We start from the raw sequence: 24,600 nt of genomic DNA, 5'->3' as shown, positions 1-24,600 counted from the left end.
CCAGCCAGTTGTGAGTGCATTAGTTATTGTAAAATCCTCTGCCACTTTTGCAAGAGGTCTAGTATGCCTACTACCTTCTATACTCTATATTGACCGTTTGTACCAAAAAATAATTATGATTAGTGACGTTTAGTTTTAAAAATTGCTATACTAACTTTATATGGCGTATAGTTAATATATATTGATCGTTTTTAAATAAAATAAATTTCGATGATAATAGCCAAAGTTTTACTTGTTATTGGTTAATAAATCGAAAGCTATTTGGATAATAGATCTTTATATGAAATGGTTAACTTATTCAGAAAGTACCGTAGGAACGACATAGCAAGTTACAGAGCTAATGCAAAACTATCTCCAAGATTAGCAGTATTTGAGAGTATAGTGCATTGACTTACTAATCTATTATTTTAACAGTAGATTTTTGTCGAAATATCATTGCGAAATTCTAGCAGTAGTCAAAGTACTAGAATTTTGTTTTATTATTAGAAGATGCTTTCAAAGCTATAATAGCAATATATAAAGCATGGTGACTTATGTGTTTAGATTTATCTAAAACTAATTTTATTCAAAATGGATACAATGAGCATCTATCGCTATATATTTTCTATTTATAATGGATTGTTCGGGCTGTTATTAGAAATTATATACTCTTTAGAGTTAATGATATTTTATACATAGATTTAATGGCCAATGAACGATTTGTTCTCCGCATGTTTTCACGAAAAACAATACCTCAATAGAGGCCACACTCTTATTTTATAGTTGGATTTATTATGAGCAAAAATAACGCAATTGATTTAGAAAATTTGAACGTAGATGAGTTACGTGCTATCACTGAAAACGCTCAACAACTTATCGCCAAAAAACAACATCAACGTTTGTATGATGCCTATATGCAGTTCGAGCAGATTGCAGAAGATAGCAATGCAACGATCGAAGAGATACTGAAAGCTGGTGAAAAGTTAGAGAAAAAACGCAGTATTAAATATCGCAATACTGATGATCATAGTGAAACTTGGACTGGCCGTGGCCGTAAGCCAACGTGGTTAGTTGAAGCGCTAGCAGCAGGTCGTGATATCGAAGATTTTGCTATTTAATTAGCTGTTTTCCTATAAAGTTAATTTCTGTGAGCCAGCTTGAAGTTGCTATTTATAATGGTGTATTTACAACCATTTAGCGATAGATATAGCTGCTTTCGAGAAAATAAAAGCCAGTATCTTTACTGCCAGTATTTTGGCAAAAAGATACTGGCTTTTTTTCTGTCATCTATATGCCATTGTTTGTTATGATAATGACGTTTTTGTCTTATATAAGAGTTGTACGACTGTGACCCAAGTATCTGAGTTTTCTCATAAACGTCCTCGTAAGCTCTGGTGGCTAGTGGGGTTTGTGTTGTTTGCGCTATTTGCAGTGTTGCAAATGCCAGCAGCATGGTTACTTGAGAAATACGCGCCAGATACGCCTTATGTCCAGCATGTATCTGGCAATGTATGGCAAGGTGCTGCTATTTGGCAGTTGCCTATGTCATCGTCGTCGCTTACAGGTATGGCAGAATGGTCATGGCAGCCTTGGCAGTTACTCATAGGTAAGCTAGGTGCGGACGTCAATATTCACTCATCACAGACACGTCTGAATGGGCAAGTTAAACTTGGGTTAAACTCATGGCAAGTTGACAGCATTAGTGGGAAAATTGCACCTGAGACGCTAGCAAGTGTAGTCAACTGGCAGCTGCCAAATACCCCTATTCAAGTAAACAATGTATCGCTAACGCGTCAGGCTGATAAAAATGACGCATCTAGTAGCGATCCTGCTAAAGACGCGGGCGGATTTAGTGCAGCGGATGGTCAATTTACTTGGGTTGGTGGTGAGGTAGGCTATCCTAGTGGTGGCAAAGTTTTTTATATTACGATGCCTGCTCTAAGAGCTGAGCTTAGTACAGAGCAAAAAAACAATAGAGATTTGCTGCATGTTAATTTATTGAACAATCAAGATAAGCGTTTGGGTGATCTGTATCTCGATAGCGATAATATGCTCGATGTTAGTTTGACGCAGCGCTTGCTAGAAAACATGCCTGAGTATAAAGGACAAGCCCCTCAAGATACGCCAGTTGTCAGTGTGCGCCAACCATTGCTAGCTGGTTTGGGGGCGAACTAAATGCTTAATATCGCCGCAAGCCTAAAACCTGTTATCAATACTCTCAATCGCTTTTCAGCTTGGCTACTATTGTTAGCCATTGCTTGGCTATGCTGGACAGCCGCCCGTCTTTTATGGCTACTGCTAGCAGCGCCTTTAGCCCCTGCATTGCCTGTAGCGCCTCTACAGAACAGTGCCAAGTCCACCAACGATTATAGTGGCTTGTTTGCAATCTTTGCTGATCCCGATCCTGTTACCGCAGCCGTGCAACCACCTCCCAACATTGAGCTCAAAGGCGTCCTACTAGCCATACCTGAGAGCATGTCTTCCGCCTTATTGAATGTCAATGGCGAAGTCAAAAATTACCGCATCGGTGATGAGCTAAAAGACAGCGATTATACGCTCGTGGCTGTTGACTGGAATTCAGTTATCATCGCTGATGCTAACGATAAAGAAACCGTTATTAAAATGCCAGAGGCGATGCCATTAGACCAAAGTGATATGCTAGCAAGAGGAATAAGTAACCAGCGTTTGCCAAACAATAGCATGTTACCTACAGCGTCCCAGCCAGTACAAAATGCTGTTCCTGAGGCAGAGGGGACAACTGGCGCAGACACTTCAAATAATCCACAGTCAGCTATCGAAGAAGCGGTTACGGCTTTGCAAGAAAACCCTGCCAGTTATCTAAGTAGAATGGGGGTGATGGCATCGGGCGAGAGCTACCAAGTCACAGCGGCGATGCCTGCTGGCCTACGTAATCGTTTAGGGCTTGAGCCAGGTGATAAGGTACTAACTGTCAACGGACAGAGCGTAGGTAATAACCCAGCGCAAGATGCTGGTGTACTTCAGCAAGTACAGCAAGCAGGTGAAGCGCAGATAGAGGTTCAACGTGGTGAGCAAGTTATTACGATTCGCCAGCAGTTCTAGCAAGGTAGGTTTTTAGCAAAATTGCTCCTTAAACACTCAGCACATAGTAAGCAATATCACTGTAGGTAATCATCAATATGGTAAGTTTTCAGAATTTTTCAGCCACGCCTTTGTACCGTAGCCTGCAGCGTTTGATGCGCCTGTGCCGTCCACTTTGTCTGGCAGTGCCATTATGGGCTGCTGGTGTTGGTCTTGCTAATGCCGAGAGCTGGAAAGTCAATTTGCAAGACGCTGATATAAAAGCCTTTATTAATGAAGTTGCGACCATTACAGATCAAAACTTTGTACTTGATCCACGTATCAATGGTAATGTCACGGTCATCTCCAATAAAGCCTTGTCCCGTGATGAGATCTATCAGCTATTTCTGAGCGTGATGCAGGTGAATGGTATCGCCGCGATTGAGTCAGGAACGACGACAAAACTGGTGCCAGATAATATTGCTAAGCAATCTGGCGTGGCGGTTGATTTACGCGGTGATAGTGTGGGCGAGTCGCTCGCTACTCGAGTTATTTATTTGACCAACACCCAAGCTGCAGAAGTATTAGGTGTTATTCGCCCATTGATGCCGCAGTCGGCTCACGCGGCCGCTGTACCTGGTGTCAATGCGCTAGTATTGTCCGATCGAGCAGACAGCCTTAACCAACTGACAGCCCTTATCCGTGATTTAGACAGTAATGTAAATGACAGTTTGCAAGTGATACCACTACGCCATGTCGATGCCGAACGTATGATGGAGTTGATTAGCGCCTTAGTCTCAAGTGCGGGTAGCGGGCAAGCTCAAGGTGGCAACAATCAGCTAAAGGTGATTGCTGATACGTCAAGCGATAGACTGCTAGTCAAAGGCAGTCCTGAAATGATTGCTAAAGTCCAAGAAATGGTCAATCAGTTGGATACCACGCCGACCAGACGTTTAAGTGGTCTACGTGTCTTTCGATTAAAGTATGCTAGTGCGGGTCATATCGCCGATATGTTACGCGGTTTACTCGCTAACCAATCTATCAATAGTGCTGGCGCGACCTCGACACTAGAATCAGCCTCACTAAATGATGTAAGCAGCACAGGCGCTGCAATTAATAATGCAGCTAGCGATAGCCTTGGTAGTAGCAGTGCGGCCGCTGTCTCGACTAGCAGCACAAGCGGAACAAGCACAGGGGTGGGCGGTCGTCCGTTTAGTATTATCGCTGATGAAACTCAAAATGCCGTTATCGTCAATGCCGCACCTGAGCTCATGTTCGAGATTGAAGATGCAGTCAACCAATTAGACAGTCGCCGCGCACAAGTATTAATTCAAGCTGCCATTGTTGAAGTGTCAGGCGATGATGCCACCCAGCTAGGTGTTCAGTGGGCGCTAGGTAACGCCAATAGTGGCTATGGAGTGGTCAACTTTAACAATGTGGGGGCGAGCGCAACGACGCTTGCGGCGGCTGCTTTAGCAGGGACAAGTACGGCAGGCATTAGCGCTGCGGCCAGCTCTATCGCAGGTGCATTGATAGGAATTGGAGACAGTCGTAAAGACAGTCAGGGCAATACAGAGTTTTATGGTGCTATTTTACAGGCGCTTGACTCATCTACCAGTGCCAACTTGCTATCCATGCCATCGATTTTGACATTGGATAATGAAAAAGCCAGTATCTTAGTTGGTCAAAACGTACCTTTTGTTACGGGTTCTTTTACCACCAGTGGCAATAATTCAAACAACCCATTTCAGACAATTGATCGCCAAGACATTGGTATTAATCTGAATGTCATTCCCCATATTGGTGACAATGGCACAGTACGATTAGAGGTCTCGCAAGAAGTCTCGTCAGTCGTACCAGGTAGTACGGGTAATGCCAGTGGGCTAATTACCAATAAAAGCCTTATTAATACGACCATTCTAGCGGATGATCAGCAGACGATTGCCTTGGGCGGCCTGATGCGTGACAACACCACCACACGTCAACAGAAGGTTCCTGGACTGGGCAATGTTCCTGTTATCGGTAGACTCTTTCGTTCTGACAACGACAGCAACCAAAAGAGCAATTTGATTATCTTTTTACAGCCGACTATCTTACGTGATGGCGGCGCGGTAGCGAGTGTAACTGAACGCAAATTAAATCAAATGCGAGTGTTGCAGCTGGTCATTGATAAAAACGGTACGATTAAGCAATTACCATTGAGTGGCACTGAAGGTTGGAATGGTAATGTCAGTGCGGATTACGAGCTCATGCCGCTCAACCCCCTTATCCCTAAACGTGATCAAGCGCCAAAATCTACTTCGCAAGGCTTTACGAGAGTAGATAGTCCTAATAGCGGTATCACGACCTATCCTCTTAATCGTTAAAATATTGGCCGTATATATAACGGTTAATATGATTCAACTGACATAAATTAATGTACGATGTGATAGATACTAGTTACATCGTACATTAGCTTGCGTATTCATAACACAGATAAACATAGACGCTTTTATATTTGGGTATATTAGTTACTAATAAAATAATGAGTTACGTATTATGTTTTCCGCTACAGTAAATCAGAAACTAAGATGACAGATGATAAAAATACGAAAAAATGGTTTTTGCTAAGTGTGGCTGCAACTGCGCTATTACTCATCCCTAGGCGCAGTAGTCGAAAGGACAATACGGAGACAGTAAATAATCATAATACCGTATCTGAGGGTAGTGATATTGACGATGCTCACGAGAATGTAATTAGTAAAAATTGCTTAGTGTTTATTACTCAATTCTATGTTCTGAAAAGTCAGTTTTGGAGTTTATTAATGTGTGGCAACAAATCAGTGACCATGGCTGAGAGAACAGATGCTAGAGAAGTTTTAAAAAATGTCTATTCTCTTATAGATACGCATACACATTTTGATGCTCCAGTGTTCGACAATGATCGCAAACAACAGGTAGAGCAGGCTTATAGTCAAGGTATTCGTCACTTAGTGCTAGTAGGTTATTTATATCAGTATTTTGATCGAATGTATGATACTCAAGATTTCATTAATAAAATGTCGCAGTCGTCTGTGACAGAGGTGAATAGTAAAGATAAGTGCGATGTTGCAGCCCATATCGCGCTAGGTTTACACCCTTTTTATATTAAGCAGCATACCGATGGTCATTTGTTACAACTTGAACAAATGGTGATAGAGCGTCGTCCATTAGCCATTGGTGAGATTGGATTAGACACCTTTACCGATGCAATGAAGCAGCCTGATGTATTTGTTAAACAAAAAAGGTTCTTTGCGGCGCAGTTGGATATAGCAGTGGCCCATCGACTTCCAGTAATGCTGCATATTCGTAAAGCGCATGCTGAAGCGCTCGCAATATTAAAAGCGCATAAATACGATGCGCATAAATTAGGTGGTATTGCCCATAGCTTTAGTGGTGGCGAACAAGAGGCGAAGGCTTTTGTAAAATTGGGGTTTAAGCTTGGTGTTACGGGTCAGATAACCAATCCGAATGCCAAAAAACTGCGCCGTGCTATTCAAGTAGCAGTTGAGAGTCATGGCATCGAATGCTTGGTCATTGAGACGGATTGTCCAGATATGACACCTATTATGTGTCAGACAACGGATGATACTGATTCACATAATAGGAATGTACCAGCCAATCTACCATGGGTATTGGCAAGTTTGAGTGAGCTATTAGAAATACCACATGATAAACTTGCTAAGCAGTTATGGCACAATAGCTGTGATGCTCTGAAAGTAGACTGGGCTTATTCAGTGTAACTATGCTACTTATAAGAAAAGCATAGCGGTAATTAGAAGCTAAAAAGTACTAGCCAAATAAATGACAACCAAAATATTTGAAAAGAGAATTTGATCTGTTATGAGTGACACGCGACAATTTGAACAACCAGAATCCGTCGAAAACAGCCTTGTACAAGATGGATTAAACCAACAAGATGAGCAGTACGATCGTCGTTTTCAAGGTACACGGACACTATATGGTACCTCTGCGGTTGATACTTTTTCGGCAGCTCATGTCTATATTATTGGTGTAGGAGGGGTGGGCTCTTGGGCAGCCGAGGCGTTGGCTCGAACAGCGGTAGGAACGATTACGCTGATTGATTTGGATGTATTGGTTGCTTCTAATGTCAATCGCCAACTGCCTGCATTGGACAGCACATTTGGTCAAAGTAAAATTGAAGCAATGGCAACTCGTATTAGAGAAATTAATCCCACAGTAACCTTAAATTTGGTCGATGATTTTTTGACAGTAGATAATGTCGCCACACTCTTACCAAGTCGTGAAGCAGTCAAATTTGCCAATGCTCAGGGTAAACCGATTGTTATTTTAGACTGTGTAGACGATATGAATGCTAAATTAGCAATTGCTTTACACTGTCGTTTTAATAAACTAAAGTTGGTCTGTGCGGGCGGTGCAGGTGGTAAGATAGATCCAAGTCAGATTAGAGTAAGTGATTTGCGTGACTGTTATCAAGATCCACTACTTGCCAAGTTACGCAACAAGTTACGCCACGAAAAAGGCATTAACAGTGCTTTAAAAGAAAAATTTGGTATCAAATGTGTCTATTCGACAGAGCCGCCGATTGTAGATAAGAGCTGTCAGACAGGTGGTCTGCAGTGTGGTGGTTATGGCTCAGCAGTGGTCGTTACGTCAGTGGTGGCGATGATTATGGTGAGTGAAGCATTACAATTATTAATAAAACAGACGAGTTGTAACTAATGTGTCTTATATTATTTAATGGAGTTTACCTTGTCTATATCTAACTCGTCCAAGCAGAGCTACCCTGTCGCGGTAGATGAATTAGAACGTGTCAACAAGCTAAAGAAGTACCAGGTACTCAACGAAGATGATGAGCCTGCGTTCAAACGTTTGATTGATCTTGCTAGGCTTTTTTTTGAGGTGTCAAGAGTTAGAATTACTTTCATGGATGAGGAGGTAATGTATGTAAAGGCGGGCGATGAGTGTACCAGTGTATCAGACGATGTGCGTAAAACCCCGCGAGATATAGCTTTTTGTAATTATACGATACTGTCTGATGACGTGTTTGTAGTGGCAGATACGTTAGAGGACAGTCGCTTCAGGGAGAACCCAATGGTCGTAGGGCCTCCTTATTTACGATTCTATGCTGGCGCGCCTATTATTTTGTATGAAGAAAATAATAGCTACCGTTTAGGTGCTCTGTGCTTGCTAGATACAAAGCCCAATCATGATTTTGATAAACAGCAAGCTAAGATTTTAGCTGAGTTTGCAAAGATGGCCGCAGATGCGTTGAAATTACAAGACAAACAACGCGATGCTAAGCGTGCTAATGAGATGAAATCAAGCTTTTTGGCCAATATGAGTCATGAGATTCGCACACCGATGAACGGTATTATCGGTATGGTAGAGATGTTAGGCGATACCCAACTCAGTAATGAACAGCGAGAATACGTTGATAACATTAAAGTCTCCAATGAGCATTTGATGGTCATCATTAATGGTATTTTGGACTTATCAAAAGTTGAGTCTGGAAAAATGACGATTGATTCTATTCCATTGAATTTATCTAGTTTATGCAATGAGGTCGTCAGTTTATTTGCAATAAAGGCACGTCAAAGAGGCCTGACCTTAGATTATCATTATACTGAAACACTATCACCTTATGTAAACGGTGATCCTGTACGTCTAAAACAGATTATTGCAAACTTGGTCAATAACGCGATTAAATTCACGCGTGAAGGTGGTCAAGTAAGTATCGATGTTAAACATATGGACAATTGCTACTGTCCAAATAACATTAACGAAAAATTCGTGAGTACGAGTCAAGAAAAAGAAGCAAGCAAAATAGAATGCGATGAAACTGGTCAGAATATAACTTTGTGTATAGAAGTGAAAGATACGGGTGTTGGTATCAAAGAAGAGTCGTTAGAGGCGATATTTGACGCTTATGACCAAGCAAATAAATTTACTCATCGTATTTACGGTGGTACCGGACTTGGACTGTCTGTTTGTAAGTCTCTGGTCGATTTGATGGGTGGTCGTATTCATGTAAATAGTGAAGTAGGAGTCGGTACGACATTTAGTGTTTTATTACCGTTAACTACTATTGACGAAGACAAGTATGAGGTATGGCAAGACTCTAACGATATGACGATGATTGAACCTACGCATGAGCGGTCTGGCCATATCTTGTTGGTCGAGGATGATGCTGTCAATGCGATTATAGCCAAAAAATCCCTAACCAGCAGTGGTCATACTGTCACCCATGTTACGGATGGTCAGCAAGCAATTGAAGCTTTTGCTTTATTTCCTGACCGTTATGATGTGATATTGATGGATCATCATATGCCGATTATGGATGGAGTACAGGCAACTATCAAATTGCATGAATTGTATGATCCTCAAGTATTGCCGCCCATTATTGCTCTAACTGCCAATGCAATGGACGGCGAGCGTGAGAAATATCTGAAAGTTGGTATGCAGGACTATTGCACCAAACCTTTTAAGCAAGAGCAGTTGAATGCCTTAGTACAGTATTGGCTGATACAAAAGCAATCATTGGAAGAAGAGTAACTTACTAAATATTAGTATTGGCGCCATTGATTAGCATTTTAATGTAACTATGATCGGTAAATATAAAAAAAGCTTAACCGCCTATATGGTGGTTAAGCTTTTTTATTGATGATAAAGATATCAGTAAATATCAACTACCAGTCATGTTTAGAGCGATATTAGTTCACGCGAGTTTGGTAGTCGCCAGTACGCGTATCAACACGTACCACTTCACCTTGTTGCACGAATAATGGTACACGTACAACAGCACCTGTCTCTAATTTAGCAGGTTTGCCACCACCGCCTGAAGTATCGCCGCGTACGCCAGGATCTGTTTCTACAATTTCTAACTCAACGAAGTTAGGCGGCGTGACTGACAGAGGAGCGCCATTAAATAACGTAATGGTACATAGAGCATTACTGTTTTCTTTTAACCACTTGATTGAATCACTCATTGCGTTTTTGTCCGCTTGAATCTGCTCAAAGCTCTCAGGATGCATAAAATGCCAAAACTCGCCATCGTTGTATAGATAGTTCATTTCAGTATCCATCACATCAGCAGCTTCTAGGCTGTCACCTGATTTGAAAGTTTGTTCCAGTACTTTGCCACTACGAAGATTGCGCAACTTAACACGGTTAAAGGCTTGACCTTTACCAGGCTTGACAAACTCGTTTTCAAGAATGGCACAAGGGTTGCCATCAAGCATCACTTTTAGACCAGCTTTAAATTCATTAGTAGAAAAACTTGCCACAAGAAACTCCTAGGGGTTGTAAATATAATAGTAAAACATAGGGCTGACTGTACCAAAATTTTCTGTTATGCCAAGTATTTACGGATTAACGAGGATACTTTGATAGGCTAGACACTAAGGGCGTATAATATCGGATTTTGGGCACAGGTAATAGGCTGTCATGATAAACCATTTAATCACACAAAAAAACTGGCAAACGCAATTATCGGAAGCTATTACATCTGTTGATGAGCTATTGAGTATGCTACAGCTTGAATCAATGCGTGCAGAAGTTTACGTACCTAAGCATTTTGAACTGCGTGTGCCGCGTGGCTTTGTGGCAAAAATCGCTATTGGCGACCGTAATGATCCCCTGCTTAAACAAGTGTTGCCAGATCAGCAAGAGCAAATCAACGTCACAGGCTACGTAGCAGATCCGCTAAGCGAAAACACTCAAAATCCTGTAAAAGGCCTGCTTCATAAATATCAGTCAAGAGTATTGTTAACGATTACAGGCGCGTGTGCTATTCACTGCCGTTACTGCTTTCGCCAGCATTTTGACTATAGTGCCAACATGCCAACTGCCGATGCAAAAGAAAATATCATCAACTATATTAATGCAAATCCTGAGGTCAATGAGGTGATTTTGAGTGGTGGTGACCCACTAAATGTGACTAATAGACGTTTGTTTTCATGGTTAGATACTTTGGAGTCTCTTCCGCAGATTACTACCATTCGATTGCATACGCGTTTGCCATTGGTGATACCTGCACGCTTGGACGCTGCATTGTTAGAGAGGTTATCTCAAAGCCGCTGCCATATTGTCATGGTCATTCACTGTAATCATGCCAATGAGCTAGATGCACCAACTGCTGAGTATTTGCAACGTGCTAGAGCAGCTGGAGTTACGCTATTAAACCAAGCCGTGTTGCTAAAAGGTGTCAACGATACCCTTAACGCGCAAGTACAGCTTAGTCAGCGTTTGTTTGCTTCTGGCGTGCTACCATATTATTTACATGTGTTGGACAAGGTGGCTGGTGCGGCGCATTTCGATAGTAGTGAGCAAGCAGCGATTGAGCTTTATTGGTCATTGCTAGCATCATTGCCAGGCTATCTTGTCCCTAAGTTGGTTAGAGAGTTACCTAATAAACCTTTTAAAGTGCCGATTGATATTTACAGCAATAGCTAATGTAGGGCACTATATCAATTTAGGAGAATTAGTAAACAAAGAGCGGCTCTTAAAAAAAGATGCGGATAGTATCTTTAGAAACTAAAATCTAGGATTTATGCTTTTTTATAAGTATAAATAGATATATGATTGGAACAGAATATAGACTGTCAGTATGTAATCTAACTAAAAAGCATATAACGTTAAATACAAAACTTTGCCAGTATGTAGGTATTGTCAGAGCGTACTGCTAGATTTAGGCTCACAATAAATAGATATCATCACTTTTCTATAGTCGAGCTTAACAAACATTTTTTATGCCATACATGTATTTGTACTGCTGCATATTACTGATTGCCTCAGAGTGACTAATAGAGAGTAAAGATACTGATGATAACGTTATCAATGCTTCAAGAGCATTTAGATTCTACAGAGCCACTACCTCCGCTATCTAATCGCTCAGTAAATGGTCAAGAGCGTTACTTGTTAAAGATGTTAGCAACGCTACCTACGCTTACCCAAGAGCAGCAAACAGAGCATTTAGAGAGTCTACTGACAGTATTACGTGAATCCAATATGGATGAACAACAGCGTCTCAAATTAATGGCAACAGTCATTGATGCCTCAGACCGACTGATTGCAGCTTTTAGACAGCACTATATCTATGAGACAGGCGCGCTTAGTCAGGATCAGATGTCTTATATCGCTCAAATGCAATCGCTACATTATTTAATTATTATGGTTTACGACAAAGTCGTACGTCGTGAGACGCAGTTGTCAGAAGCCTCCTTGAACCAATCTTCTGATAAAGGTTGGCAGCGTTTTTTTGGCGCTGAGACTAAACCTGATAGCACGCTTGCTATTGCGATTTATCAATCACTATTAAGATACCAAAAACTATTAGCAGAAGAGGCACTGTGCTATCGAAAGCCATCAGACTACCTGTGGTCTAAAGTCAATCAGTTATATTATTTGGCTCATCAGAAAAAAGTAGCTGATATTGATTTAAGTCTACATACTGTTACGAACCAAACAAACAGTATTCATCAGCTATATTGCCAAATTTGTTTGCATCACTTGTTAAATTTGCGTGCTATGAGGCGCCCGAATATCTTACTCGTACAGCGTCTATTGCCTGACTGGGCTAAACACATGGTCGCAACCATAGAGCCCGCCACCGAGACAAAAGTTTTCGTTGATCTTCATAGTAGTAATCCGCCAAGCTATCTGACCGTCAACTCTCATATCAACCCCTATGAAGATCGTCATGACTGTCTATTTATAGAACTGACACCGATAATTGAATATTTTGAGTCACGTAAAAAAGCCTTTATCGAAGAAGGTAGCACAGCAGAATATAGTTTGCTTAATGCTATTTCGATGACCATCAGCTACCGCTATTTGCAGCCGCCACTTACCTTGGCAACCAAATATACTAGCAAACATCAGGCAAAGTTAATCACCAATTTTAATGATATACACTACCATGTAGGCCATTCAAAAACTTTTGCCAATTTGATCGCTATCAAAAATTTACGAGAAGAGGACAGGCCTTTATACGATACATTTGACAGCGAGCGTGGCCGCAGTAGCGTTATAAACATTGAGACATTTGATGACCATGACAGTTCTTCAGCATATCGCAGACTGCATTTATTGCCAAAAGCTGGTAAGCCTAATGAGAAGGTTGCAGACAAAAATATTTTCAATAAAGAGAGGCTTATTGTAGAAAAACATGACTCTGACCTTTCTCTAACGGCACCGCAGCCCTTACAAATAATGAGTTTAATTTTGGTCTATGGCTCTGAAAATACAGAACAACCTGATTGGTCAATAGGGGTGGTACGCTGGTTCAATGTAGATACTAAAAATCCAGAAGTGGAATGGCAAATACTCGGGCATAAAATTGTGGCATGTGGATTACGTTTGGAAGGCAGTAAAACGCGAAGTCATCATTTTGTACCGGTATTTATTCTCGGTAAAGATGAACAGCTACAGACGACTGGCACGCTAATCGTACCGCCTTTTTACTTTCAAGCTGATGATAGAGTCGTCATGCGTATTGGTAATAAACAAACCACTCTACGATTAGGACGCAGGCTAATGATGACTGATAAGTTTAGTCAATATGAGGTGGCGCAGTTATAGCGCTTAGAGGTACTTAGATGCGACAAGTATTTCAGGCCATAACGGAGAGTTTATACAGATTTTCGTCAGTAATATAGTAGGCGACAAAGGGCATAAGTTAATCTGCAGTTGGTCTAATTATTGTCTATAATGATAAATATTGTTACTCTGACTTTTATGATATCTCTAACTATAAAATAATTATCATAGTGAAAACTCAGTCTATACTGATAGGATTCATAGAATTTTAACGCTAGCATGTTTTATGTGCTAGGTTAGTTTTAGACAAAGATGTAAAGTAACAAAATAATAGATAACAATACGTACGACTAAAAGGCTCCTTATGCGCTCTCAATCTCTTTTAAATTTATTGGTGATCAATGACGATCAGCTCTATGCTGAACGTCTTGTGCAGTTATTGAGTCCTTATTATGATAGTGTGAATTTAGGGTTTTTAGACGATAAAGAAGAGCTATTAAAACTTCTGCGCCAACCGTGGGATGTACTGGTATTTGGCAAAGCTTATAATATGAGCTTTACAGATGTGGTAAGCATCGTACAAGAGCAAAATATCGATTTGCCGATGATCTGTTTAGTGAATGAAGAGGTAGCGTCGACTGCCTACAATGAGTATGAGCTACCGACTGTGATTAGTGGCACAATGGTCAAAGCGCTCACCATCGATCAAGAAATGCCAGTGGTAATGGCTATTTGTCTACAGCATAGTAGTTTGCGCAGTCGTCGTGAGCTAAAAACTTTACGTCAAGTACTTTCTGAAGCAGAACAACGTGCTAATGTGCTGATTAAGAACTCCAAGAGCGCGGTTGCTTATATTGATGAAGGGATTCATATCTTTGCTAATGATCCCTATCTCCAATTATTCGGTTTCAAATCAATGAATGAAGCGGTAGGCGTGCCTATTATTGATCTGATTTCGGGTGGTGATAGTGTCAAAGGATTTAAACAGTTTTTACGTCAGTTTGACAAAGGCAGTCGCCAAGACGTTGAGTTTAATTTTGAAAGTGTGCGAACAGATGGCAGCACTTTTGAAGCGAAACTACAATTAGCATCAGCCACGTTAGAGGGCGAGCCAGTCATTCAGATTATTATTCAGCAGAATAGTAATAATAGTGCGGAGGTTGCTAAGCGTTTAGCTGAAGCTGAACGTAAAGATAATTTAACTGGCTTAGATAATCGTCGTGGTTTTGAAGAGCAGATGATAGCAATACATCAGCAGGCGTCCCAAGGACTAATGACCGCAGCCCTGCTATATGTGCAGGTTGATAATGTAGGAAAAATAAGAAGTAGTTTAGGTCTACAAGGAATAGATGCAACGGTCAAACAAGTTGCCCACACATTAACTGAGCTAGTACCTGATGGGCATGTGAGCCGTTTTAGCGATACAGCATTTACGATTTTAGTAAAAAACAAGATGACGAGTGATCTTGAAGAGATTGCTAAACATATCGGTTCGTCAATCAAGGGTATGTTTATTGAAGTTGATAAGCGTACAACCAATACAACAGTTAGCATTGCTATTGTCAAAATTGAAAAAAATCCTGTAGAGCCTGTCATCATATTAGAACGCGCCATGGATGCTATCAGCCAAATCATGGTAGAGACTTCTAACAGTGGTGGATCTTACCGTATATATGACCCAAGCGAACATGCCAATAGCGATGATCATGCGCTTGCTGAGTCATTAGTGGATGCCATTACTAATAACCGTTTTGATCTATCATTTCAGCTAATATACGACATCAATAACGATCGTAGCGACTTCTTTGAAGTGTATCTACGGTTACCTTTGTCAGATGCTGACAATACGGTATTAACTCCTGATCAATTTATGGCGGTGGCTAAAAAACATCAACTGTTAGAAAAGATCGATCGATGGGTGCTTATCAATGCTTGTAAGAAAATTAATGACGTCCGTAAAGTTCATCCTGAAGCCAAATTGTTAGTACAATTAACTAATGCTTCATTGGTTGATAAAAAACTGCCGATAGTGGCCAGTCAATTGATAAAAGCGGTAGGCGGCACAGCTGGTGTATTGACACTCCAGTTCAATGAAATAGACATCTCTGATCACTTAACCGTCGCCAAATCTCAATTTTCCGCACTCAGCGATGTTAGCTGTCAACTAGGTATTAATAATTTTGGCTCTTCTGTTAAATCTATTGAAATTGCCAATTTTGTCCAGCCTAATATGGTACGCTTAGCGCGTAGCTATATTCAAGATATTGGTTCAGCAGAGAATTTAGAGACGGTTAAGTCTATTATCACACGTACTAATGACATCAAAGTCGATGTGCTTATGCCTTATATCGAAGATGCAGCAACGATGTCAGTCGCTTGGAGTGTGGGCGCGCGCTATTTGCAAGGGTATTATTTAGAAGAGCCTAGTAGCACAATAAAGGTAGCGAGTTAAAAGGCCAATACATCATATCGTTTATACTATGGCGATGATATTCCTCAACCAAAGATTGCTAAAAATGTCCCTTATCAGTAGATATCAAATGAGCAGCCTTTTGGCTGCTGTTCTGTTGCTCTCAGCTTGTGAGAAAACACCACCTGACCACCGTGCTCCTGTGACTCTGCCCTTATATACTGACGGGGATGCGGACAACGGCTCGATAATTTATAAAGATGCTTGCGGTCAATGTCACCAACGTAATGCGGGTCTGAATAAAAAAGGCCCACAATTAATGAATATATATGGTGCGCCGGCTGCCGAGTTAAAAGACTATACCTACAGCAAAGGGCTAGAAGATTCAGGTTGGGTATGGGATGCAGAGACACTCGATCCATACATTGCAGATGCCCAAAAAGCCATGCCAGATTCTAAAATGCTGTCTGACCCGATGCCAGATGCGAAAGAGCGTGCCGATATCATTGCTTATTTATCTACGCTCCGTGCCGCTGCACCAACCGTTACAGATGATGTGAACTGACATCTGACTTATCATCGTTATGATCTAAAAAATGAGCCAATAACCTACTATGACCCATGCAGCTAACGATAGATCATTATCCATCTCTCAGAGAACAGCGAATCCGCTTAGCCAGTCCATCCCTAGTACGGTTGATTTTCAACACAATCAGCAGCAAATTGCACAGCTGTTAGCGCAATTAAATCAGATTGTATTGGACAAGCCGCAAGCAGTCAGGCTAGCACTCAGTTGTATCCTGGCAGGCGGTCATTTGTTGTTGCAGGACTTGCCTGGTATGGGTAAGACGACTTTGGCACAGGGCTTGGCACAGTTATTAGGTTTAAGCTTTAGCCGAGTGCAATTTACCAATGATATGTTGCCTGCTGATATTTTAGGTATGAGCATCTACGACCAAAGTAAACAGCAATTTGAGTTTCGTCCGGGCGCTATCTTTACACAGTTATTACTTGCTGATGAAATAAACCGTTCCAGTCCCAAAACGCAGAGTGCGCTACTTGAAGCGATGGAGGAGCGACAAGTCACGCAAGATGGCCAGACTTATCCTTTGCCACAGCCATTCTTTGTCATTGCCACCCAAAATCCATTGCAACAAGCAGGTGTCTATCCGCTCCCAGAGTCGCAGTTAGACAGATTTTTATTATGCTTATCATTGGGTTATCCATCGCCTGCCGCAGAGCGTGAGCTGCTAAAAGGTAAAGATCGTCGCGAGCTGCTCAAAGACTTGAATACGGTACTTGATACTGAGGCTGTACTAGTGGCTCAGCAGGGTGTTAGGCAGGTTTATGTGGCAGATACTGTATTGGATTACTTGCAAAGACTGGTTGCAAAAACTCGTGCAAGCCAGGATTATCATGGTTTGTCACCTCGCGGCGTATTGTCACTACAACGTGCTGCCCAAGCGCATGCCTATGTATCGGGATATATGGAAGTGACCCCTGAAGATATCCAAGCGGTGTTTGCTGCGGTCACTGATCATCGCCTCGGTCAGCGATTTGTACCTGTGCATGTGACTGGTGGACAAGCGACAAAAACCATCGCCCAACGTATCCTAGCAGAAGTATCAGTCGTCGCTTAGCAGCTGACAGACTGTTTGACCGTATTGATTAACTGCATCTGTGAACCATAGTTCTACACATAGTCAACGCTATATAACTTAGAAAAAATATCAAAGTCACTCAGTTCACTATTTACGGTATTTTCACCCGCTTTTCTTGTATTCGAATTGTCCTGAATCAACTATATCGTTCTATTCGTGAGTTTGTTTGTCAGTCAGATACAAATACTGACAGCATTGTTCTTTAGATGGTAATAATAGGGTAGTCATGAGCTTGTTACCAAAGGCCTTAACCGCACCAATAAAATCAGCTCTGAGCCGCTGGTTTGCCGCGCGCGCACCTAAGAGTGACAGTGCTACGCTTAATTTGCGCAATGTCTATATTTTCTTTAGTCGTGAAGGAATGCTATTCGCCGTATTATTAGTAATTACCTTTATCGCGGGTATCAACTATGGCAACAATTTGGTGCTTGGTTTGTGCTTTTATCTGGTCAGTATTTGGCTAATTAGTTTTCATGTTACTTTTGCTCATATATCTGGTCTGCAAGTGCGTTTACTAGAAGTCACTATGACAGAAGCTGGCTTGCCTGTTTGGGTTACACTACAGTTGAATAGTGATAGTCGCCAACCAAGGCGCCAGTTGCTATTTGAATTTGAGCAGATAACCAATAAAAAAACCAAAAATGGCATAAACGCGCAAAGTTCAGTGCTTATCACGAGATTACAAGGCGAGCAAGTCATTCGACTGCCTGTCCAGACCTACAACCGTGGCCAACTTGAACTACCACGGTTAAAAATAAAAACAGTTTATCCCTTAGGTATCATGCGTGCATGGTCTTATGTCTACTTTGCGCGTACAGCGTGGGTATATCCAAAACCTGAAGTATTTGATTGGCAAGCAAAATATGCAATCGCAAGCTTAGAGGATTTACCAACAGGTGGGCAGTATAGACAGGGTCAGGACGACTTTGAGCGATTAGATAATTATGTCGAGGGTGAGTCATTGGCCCGAGTCTCTTGGGGGCATGTGGCGCGGGGACAAGGCATGCTGACCAAGCACTTCGCTGATCCGGTCGGTCATGAGCAAACGCTTGATTATGCAGATATGCCAGCTGCACATCACGAGCAAAAACTTGCACAATTGGCTTATGGGGCATTGACGCTGGGTCAGCTAGGCGTACCGTTTCAAATGCGTTTACCTAGTGATACTCCTGCTACTGCGGAGATGGGTAACGGAGAATCCTTTGCGCAAGCATGCTTGCTAAGGCTTGCGAAAGCACCATGACCAATTCTAAACGCTTATCTTCCACTGATGTTGATGCACTGTCCACAGAGTATTCTGCGGTCGATACTACAAAAACGGCCAGCTTTGAGCAGTTGGCTTTAGGTCAAAAAGTCTCGCTTCAACCTGAGCGAAATGGCGCTAAATGGTATCGTAAGTTATTTGCACTGCCAGCTTATTATTGGGTATTAATTGCTCAAGTCGTCGTTGTGTTACCGCATGCCGCACATTTACCATTATGGCTGATAGGATTTGCCGCCGTCAGTATCGTCGCTCAATTGCCTCATATCAAAGCTAAATTCAAAAAACTATCGCACCTAAAACGTATTTATCAAAGTGTACAAATGCTAGGCTTTCTGCTGGGGCTATTAGGTCTGTGGCTAACCTACAATACAGCATTTGGGCTCGATATGGGCGTGGCATTTTTGGTGCTATGCCTAGTTAGTAAGCTATGGGAGCTGTATAAGCGCCGCGATGCCTATGTGGTGTTGAATTTATCATTGTTCGTGCTTGCGGCATTATTTTTGATGGACCAAGGTTTACTGACTACTTTAGAAGTGATCGTTGGCGCAGTCATTGTATTGCTAGCATTTATTGCGCTTAATGATGATGGCAATGCTAACGGTGATGGACGCTTGCGTACATTGGGCGTGTTAGGGGTTGGTGCATTGCCATTATTGGTGGTGCTATTTTTGTTTTTTCCGAGACTGCCCCCACTGTGGTCTGTACAGCTCTCAGGTCAGCAAGCAACTACAGGTGTCTCTGATAGTATGTCTCCTGGTGATTTTGCCAATTTAGGGCAGTCGACTGAGCTAGCCTTTCGCGTAGAGTTTGCTGATGAGCGCCCACCGCAACAGCAGTTGTATTGGCGCGGTTTGGTATTTAGTGATTTCGATGGTGTCACATGGCGACCAGCCTCTCGAAGGGAACAATGGTCGTCGAGATTGCAAGCACCTGCATGGATTCAAAATGCCTTTGCTACTGTACCTGATGAATCAAGGGCGGCACCTGTCAATTACAAGGTTATCTTAGAACCCACTCAGCAAAACTGGCTATTTGGTCTTGATTATCCGTTCTCTGAGCAGCCAGATATTAATACTACCTCTGAATTTACCTTATCAAAGGGTCAACCTGTTACGCAGCAGCTTCGCTATGATGTGCTGCAGTTTGCACAGATGCGTATTGATCCGGTTCTAACAGAGGCATCAAAACGTGAGAATCTTGCCTTGCCTAACGAAGGTAATCCACAAGCACGCGCGCTTGCTAAGCAATTATTTGAGCAGTCAGGTTCAGACCCTGTGCGCTACATAGCTGCTATTGAGCAATGGATCAATCGAACAGATTTTCGCTATACGTTGTCGCCACCACGGCTCAATACCAATCGTATTGACGAGTTTTTATTTGAAACCAAAGCAGGGTTTTGTGAGCATTATTCGTCAAGCTTTACCTTTATGCTCCGCGCCGCTGGTATTCCTGCACGAGTAGTAGCGGGCTATCAAGGCGGTGAGCCAAGTCGCAATGGTAACGTATGGGAAGTGCGGCAAATGGATGCGCATGCATGGACTGAGGTTTGGCTTGAGGGCCAAGGCTGGGTACGTGTGGATCCGACAGCCTTTGTGGCGCCTGAGCGAGTAGAGCAAGGCATGAATACGATGACCCAGCAGCAAGGGGCGGCTATGTTTGGCAATGATGCCAGTGCGCAAATCAGCTATCAGCAGTATCAAATGCTACAAATGCTACGCCGCCTATCAGACCAAGCGAGCTACTACTGGCAAAAAGACGTAGTCGGCTATGACCAAGACAAACAGGCCGACTCGCTACTCAAATGGTTCAATATCAGCTCAATCATGCAGCAAATCATTTGGTTAGCCACCAGTGCAGTTTCCGTTATGGCTATCTTAGTATTTGTCATTTGGTATCGTCGCCGCAAACGTTGGCATCCAGCAGACCTGTCTCTTGCTCAGCTCTCAAAACGTGTTGCCAAACACGACAAATTATTAGCCCGCAATGATAACGAAGGGCAGCTAGCTTGGTTGGAACGTTTGGCATCGGCTATTGATAGCCGTCAGGGTGACGATGCTCATACTGCTACGAGTCAGCTAACAGATAGTAGCGACCCAAGTGTTATTCAAACAAAGCTTATTGAAATTAGACAAAACTACCGTCAGTTACGCTATGGACGACTGAGTACATTTGATAGCAGTCATAGCGAGTATCAAGAACGACTCAAACAACTTAAAAAAGATGTGCGCGCATTGTTATAGAGGTTTTTGATGACAGTTTTATTAAGTTACTTTGATGATAGTGCTGTTGAGGTATTTTGAACTGACGATAAGTTAGATAAGCGAATTAGTAAGAGAGGCGGTTATATGGCGATATATGTAGATTTTGTGCAGATAAAATTCAAAGGCCATAAGTGGTGTCATATGTTGGCAGATAGCTTGCAAGAGCTGCATGATTTTGCGGCATTTATTGATGTGGATGCGCGTCTATTTCATCGTAATGCCAGCTATCCTCATTATGATATCACGGTTCAAATGCGTGAAATCGCTATTGCACAAGGTGCTATTCCTGCCGATAGAAAAAAGATTATCGAGTGCGCAAAGAAATTAAAAGTAGAGCTGAATGACCAGATAGAGCAATCTAGTCATTCTTGATATGAAAGCTTTTTAAGTAAATAAGTAATACTTCCGTAGCACATTTCACTTATTTACTCGAATGTATATTTATTCAACTATATCGATCGCATTATTTTGCTATTGCTGCAGTACTGATAGCGTTAAGTGCTTTTGAGATATTAGCAATCTCGGTATCGCAACCTTTGATATTGTGACGTGTCTTGAGGTAGTCAGGGTTGTTGTATGACAGCCATACTTTTTTATCGGCATCTTCGCTAATTAAGATTTTTTGCGGCAAATCAATGGCAACAGTTTGCTCACAGTTCATTAATGGCGTACCCGCTTTAGGGTTGCCAAACATAACGACTTGCGTTGGTCTCAATGATAAGTCGGCACTCTGTGCATTTTTCTGATGGTCGACTCGTGCAAATACTTTCATACCCTTGCTTTCGATAACTGAGACCAGCTTGTCTGCGGTATCTTTGACGGAGTGATTGCTCTGTAAAGTTACTAAGCCTTTTTCGGCATTGATAGAGGTAGTAGTGTCTGTCATAGCACCAGTGCTCTTGGTTTTATCTAGCAGCGTATCGATACTGGCACAAGAGGAAACGGCCACTGCTAGTGCAGCGATAGAGACGATTTTAATCATAATGATACCTATAAGTTATCTGTAGTATGGTTAGTCCTAACTATAATGAGCAACATCGAATATTCATTGTGCGTAATCAGGTTTGTGATTGCAATACGTCTTAACAGAACGTTAAACCAAATGTTCTGCTAGATAATCTACGAGCAGTCTAATCTTTGGTGATAAATGACGGTTATGTGGATAAATGGCCCAAATGCTTTCTTCGGGCTCTCTATAGTCATCAAGTAAACTGACCAACTCGCCAGACGCTAAGTACTTTTGCACATAATAATCAGGCAGCTGTACGATACCCAGCCCTTTTAGTGCAGCATCGACCAGACTATAGCCGCTGTTATATTGCACCGTACCAGAGACACGCAGGTTCCGCTCTATACTTGCTTGTTGGTTGTCCGTCTTACCATGAGTATGACTGTTCTCTTTTATCTTAGCAGTATCTATAAAGTGCCAGTAGTCACGAGTACCCAATAGGCAGTTATGTTGACTTAAATCACTCAGTTGGTGTGGTACGCCGTGTTTTTTTAGATAAGAGGGTGCCGCGCAGACAAAGTTAGTACGCAGGCTAAGTTTCTTTGCCATCATCGTCGAGTCATGCAATTTGCCAATACGAATGGCCAAATCATAACCCGCTTCAATCAAATCAATTTTCTGATTACTCAAAAAGGCAGTCACTTCGATATCGTGATACTGCATCATAAAATCATTGATCAGTGGTAATAACTGCTGCTCACCATAAGTAACAGGCGCTGTTAGTTTTATCCTGCCTTGGGGCTTTGATTGTAAGTTGCTTACGGCTTGCTCAGCGGCATCCAAGCCGTCGAGTACACTGCGGCAGTGCTGATAGAATACACGTCCTTCTTCGGTTAATGAGACCTTGCGCGTGGTTCGATATAGCAGCTTTATATTTAAACGTTTCTCTAACGCGCTGATCTGACGGCTGACTTGTGCCGTCGAGATACCCAGCTCTTTTGCACCACGTGTAAAGCTCTCATATTCTGCGACATAGACAAACTCACTAATTCCTTCCCAGCGCATGATTATTACCAATATGTAAAAGATATTTTCAAATATAGCATATTGTTATCCGCTCAGAAATAAATATAATGGTTAGTATCAATGTAAACAGATGGTGTTTTATGGTCATCGATGCTTGCCTATAGAGGGCAGGCAAGATAAGCTCAGTCTATCTTTATCTGTTTTAACTGTGGATATAGTGAACGCCAAAATCCATAAAGTGTGTTAGCAAACTTTCAAAACTGCTTGTACTTATAACAAAACTGTCATGTCATTACCTATAAAAAACAATCAATTAAAAAGAGAGATTCTTATGTCAGATAAATTTATTAAATCAAAAGCCGCCATCGCGTGGGGTCCAAAGCAGCCGCTATCTATCGAAGAAGTGGACGTCATGCTGCCACGCAAAGGTGAAGTATTGGTCAAAATCGTTGCCAGTGGTGTGTGTCACACAGATGCTTTTACCTTATCTGGTGAAGACCCAGAAGGTGTGTTCCCTGCGATTTTGGGTCATGAAGGCGGCGGTATCGTTGAGCAAATTGGCGAAGGCGTGACCAGCGTTCAGGTCGGCGATCATGTCATTCCGTTATACACGGCAGAATGCGGCGTTTGTAAAATGTGCCGCTCAGGAAAAACCAATCTTTGCTCGGCAGTACGCGAGACTCAAGGCAAAGGCTTGATGCCAGATGGCACCACACGTTTCTATAAAGACGGCGAGCCTATCTACCATTATATGGGTTGCTCGACTTTCTCTGAGTACACGGTTTTACCAGAGATTTCTTTGGCTAAAGTTAATAAAGAAGCGCCATTAGAAGAAGTTTGCTTACTTGGTTGCGGTGTGACTACTGGCATGGGCGCGGTCATGAATACGGCTAAAGTCGAAGAGGGCGCTACAGTGGCTATCTTTGGACTGGGCGGTATCGGACTGTCAGCAGTGATTGGTGCTGCCATGGCAAAAGCCAGCCGTATCATCGCGATTGATATCAATGAAAGCAAGTTTGAATTGGCCAAAAAACTAGGTGCAACTGACTGTATTAACCCGAAAGATTACGACAAACCAATTCAAGAAGTGATCGTTGAGCTAACCGATGGCGGTGTTGATTATTCTTTTGAATGTATCGGTAATGTCGATGTTATGCGTTCAGCGCTAGAGTGCTGCCACAAAGGTTGGGGCGAGTCAGTCATCATCGGTGTCGCTGGTGCTGGACAAGAAATCTCAACCCGTCCATTCCAGTTAGTGACTGGTCGAGTCTGGAAAGGCTCCGCATTTGGTGGGGTAAAAGGTCGCACAGAGCTACCAGGTTATGTCGAGCGTTATCTAGCGGGTGAGATTCCTTTACAAGACTTCATCACTCATACGATGCCAATAGAAGATGTCAACGAAGCGTTTGACTTGATGCACAAAGGCGAAAGTATCCGTACGGTTGTACATTTCTCAGAGTAATCAATGACAG

The 24,600-nt window shown here is 42.2% G+C and carries 19 protein-coding genes; 16 read left to right on the top strand and 3 right to left on the bottom strand.

Annotated features, from left to right (window positions below; genetic code table 11):
- The first annotated feature begins 773 nt into the window (after positions 1–773).
- From FQV37_RS07410 to FQV37_RS07380, 7 genes are all read left to right on the top strand, one after another.
- Positions 774–1,097 (top strand): H-NS histone family protein, encoded by a 324-nt coding sequence (locus FQV37_RS07410; protein ID WP_101204384.1) that lies wholly within the window; start codon positions 774–776, stop codon positions 1,095–1,097.
- 229 nt (positions 1,098–1,326) lie between these two features.
- Positions 1,327–2,154, top strand: coding sequence for a type II secretion system protein N (gene gspN / locus FQV37_RS07405; RefSeq protein ID WP_160022050.1), 828 nt, complete (start codon positions 1,327–1,329; stop codon positions 2,152–2,154).
- A complete protein-coding gene (locus FQV37_RS07400) occupies positions 2,155–3,060 on the top strand; it encodes a type II secretion system protein N (protein WP_160022048.1) in 906 nt (301 codons plus the stop codon).
- Between the two features lie 77 nt (positions 3,061–3,137).
- Complete coding sequence (gene gspD / locus FQV37_RS07395) at positions 3,138–5,384, top strand: type II secretion system secretin GspD (RefSeq protein ID WP_160022046.1); 2,247 nt, start codon at positions 3,138–3,140, stop codon at positions 5,382–5,384.
- A 462-nt stretch (positions 5,385–5,846) separates the two neighbouring features.
- Positions 5,847–6,779, top strand: coding sequence for a TatD family hydrolase (locus FQV37_RS07390; RefSeq protein WP_160022054.1), 933 nt, complete (start codon positions 5,847–5,849; stop codon positions 6,777–6,779).
- Positions 6,780–6,879: 100 nt separating this feature from the next.
- Positions 6,880–7,740, top strand: coding sequence for a tRNA threonylcarbamoyladenosine dehydratase (locus tag FQV37_RS07385; RefSeq protein WP_160022044.1), 861 nt, complete (start codon positions 6,880–6,882; stop codon positions 7,738–7,740).
- A 30-nt stretch (positions 7,741–7,770) separates the two neighbouring features.
- Complete coding sequence (locus tag FQV37_RS07380; RefSeq protein WP_240990979.1) at positions 7,771–9,573, top strand: GAF domain-containing hybrid sensor histidine kinase/response regulator; 1,803 nt, start codon at positions 7,771–7,773, stop codon at positions 9,571–9,573.
- Between the two features lie 158 nt (positions 9,574–9,731).
- Here FQV37_RS07380 and efp read toward each other — a convergent pair whose 3' ends face one another.
- Positions 9,732–10,304: an elongation factor P gene (efp, locus tag FQV37_RS07375; RefSeq protein ID WP_160022040.1), complete on the bottom strand. Its 573-nt coding sequence runs from the start codon at positions 10,302–10,304 to the stop codon at positions 9,732–9,734.
- A 160-nt stretch (positions 10,305–10,464) separates the two neighbouring features.
- Here efp and epmB point away from each other — a divergent pair, with 160 nt between their 5' ends.
- The 8 genes from epmB to FQV37_RS07335 all read left to right on the top strand — a co-directional run bounded on the left by epmB (position 10,465) and on the right by FQV37_RS07335 (position 21,525).
- Positions 10,465–11,472 (top strand): EF-P beta-lysylation protein EpmB, encoded by a 1,008-nt coding sequence (epmB, locus tag FQV37_RS07370; protein ID WP_160022038.1) that lies wholly within the window; start codon positions 10,465–10,467, stop codon positions 11,470–11,472.
- A gap of 369 nt (positions 11,473–11,841) precedes the next feature.
- On the top strand, positions 11,842–13,599 hold the full coding sequence (locus tag FQV37_RS07365; RefSeq protein ID WP_160022036.1) for a hypothetical protein: 1,758 nt from the start codon (positions 11,842–11,844) through the stop codon (positions 13,597–13,599).
- A gap of 322 nt (positions 13,600–13,921) precedes the next feature.
- On the top strand, positions 13,922–16,009 hold the full coding sequence (locus FQV37_RS07360) for an EAL domain-containing protein (RefSeq protein WP_160022034.1): 2,088 nt from the start codon (positions 13,922–13,924) through the stop codon (positions 16,007–16,009).
- A gap of 88 nt (positions 16,010–16,097) precedes the next feature.
- Positions 16,098–16,532 (top strand): c-type cytochrome, encoded by a 435-nt coding sequence (locus FQV37_RS07355; protein WP_240990978.1) that lies wholly within the window; start codon positions 16,098–16,100, stop codon positions 16,530–16,532.
- A gap of 49 nt (positions 16,533–16,581) precedes the next feature.
- Complete coding sequence (locus FQV37_RS07350; protein ID WP_160022030.1) at positions 16,582–17,607, top strand: AAA family ATPase; 1,026 nt, start codon at positions 16,582–16,584, stop codon at positions 17,605–17,607.
- A 247-nt stretch (positions 17,608–17,854) separates the two neighbouring features.
- Complete coding sequence (locus tag FQV37_RS07345) at positions 17,855–18,871, top strand: DUF58 domain-containing protein (RefSeq protein WP_160022028.1); 1,017 nt, start codon at positions 17,855–17,857, stop codon at positions 18,869–18,871.
- Positions 18,868–21,132, top strand: coding sequence for a transglutaminase TgpA family protein (locus FQV37_RS07340; RefSeq protein ID WP_160022026.1), 2,265 nt, complete (start codon positions 18,868–18,870; stop codon positions 21,130–21,132). Before FQV37_RS07345 ends, FQV37_RS07340 begins: the two co-directional genes overlap by 4 nt.
- 105 nt (positions 21,133–21,237) lie before the next feature.
- Positions 21,238–21,525, top strand: coding sequence for a DUF4031 domain-containing protein (locus FQV37_RS07335; RefSeq protein WP_057761296.1), 288 nt, complete (start codon positions 21,238–21,240; stop codon positions 21,523–21,525).
- A gap of 91 nt (positions 21,526–21,616) precedes the next feature.
- Here the strand turns inward: FQV37_RS07335 and FQV37_RS07330 are convergent, their stop codons facing one another.
- A complete protein-coding gene (locus FQV37_RS07330; protein ID WP_160022024.1) occupies positions 21,617–22,135 on the bottom strand; it encodes a DUF302 domain-containing protein in 519 nt (172 codons plus the stop codon).
- Between the two features lie 111 nt (positions 22,136–22,246).
- Entirely contained in the window at positions 22,247–23,167 is a 921-nt protein-coding gene (locus tag FQV37_RS07325) for a LysR family transcriptional regulator (protein ID WP_160022022.1), read from the bottom strand.
- Between the two features lie 292 nt (positions 23,168–23,459).
- On the opposite strand from FQV37_RS07325, the gene FQV37_RS07320 reads away from it, so the two are divergent.
- Positions 23,460–24,590, top strand: coding sequence for an S-(hydroxymethyl)glutathione dehydrogenase/class III alcohol dehydrogenase (locus FQV37_RS07320; RefSeq protein ID WP_160022020.1), 1,131 nt, complete (start codon positions 23,460–23,462; stop codon positions 24,588–24,590).
- Positions 24,591–24,600 lie beyond the last annotated feature (10 nt).

Origin of the sequence: Psychrobacter nivimaris, assembly GCF_009812035.1 — a bacterium.
Lineage (GTDB): Bacteria > Pseudomonadota > Gammaproteobacteria > Pseudomonadales > Moraxellaceae > Psychrobacter > Psychrobacter nivimaris.
Note: the sequence above shows the minus strand (reverse complement) of the source record. Positions and strands in the feature narration are given on the sequence as shown.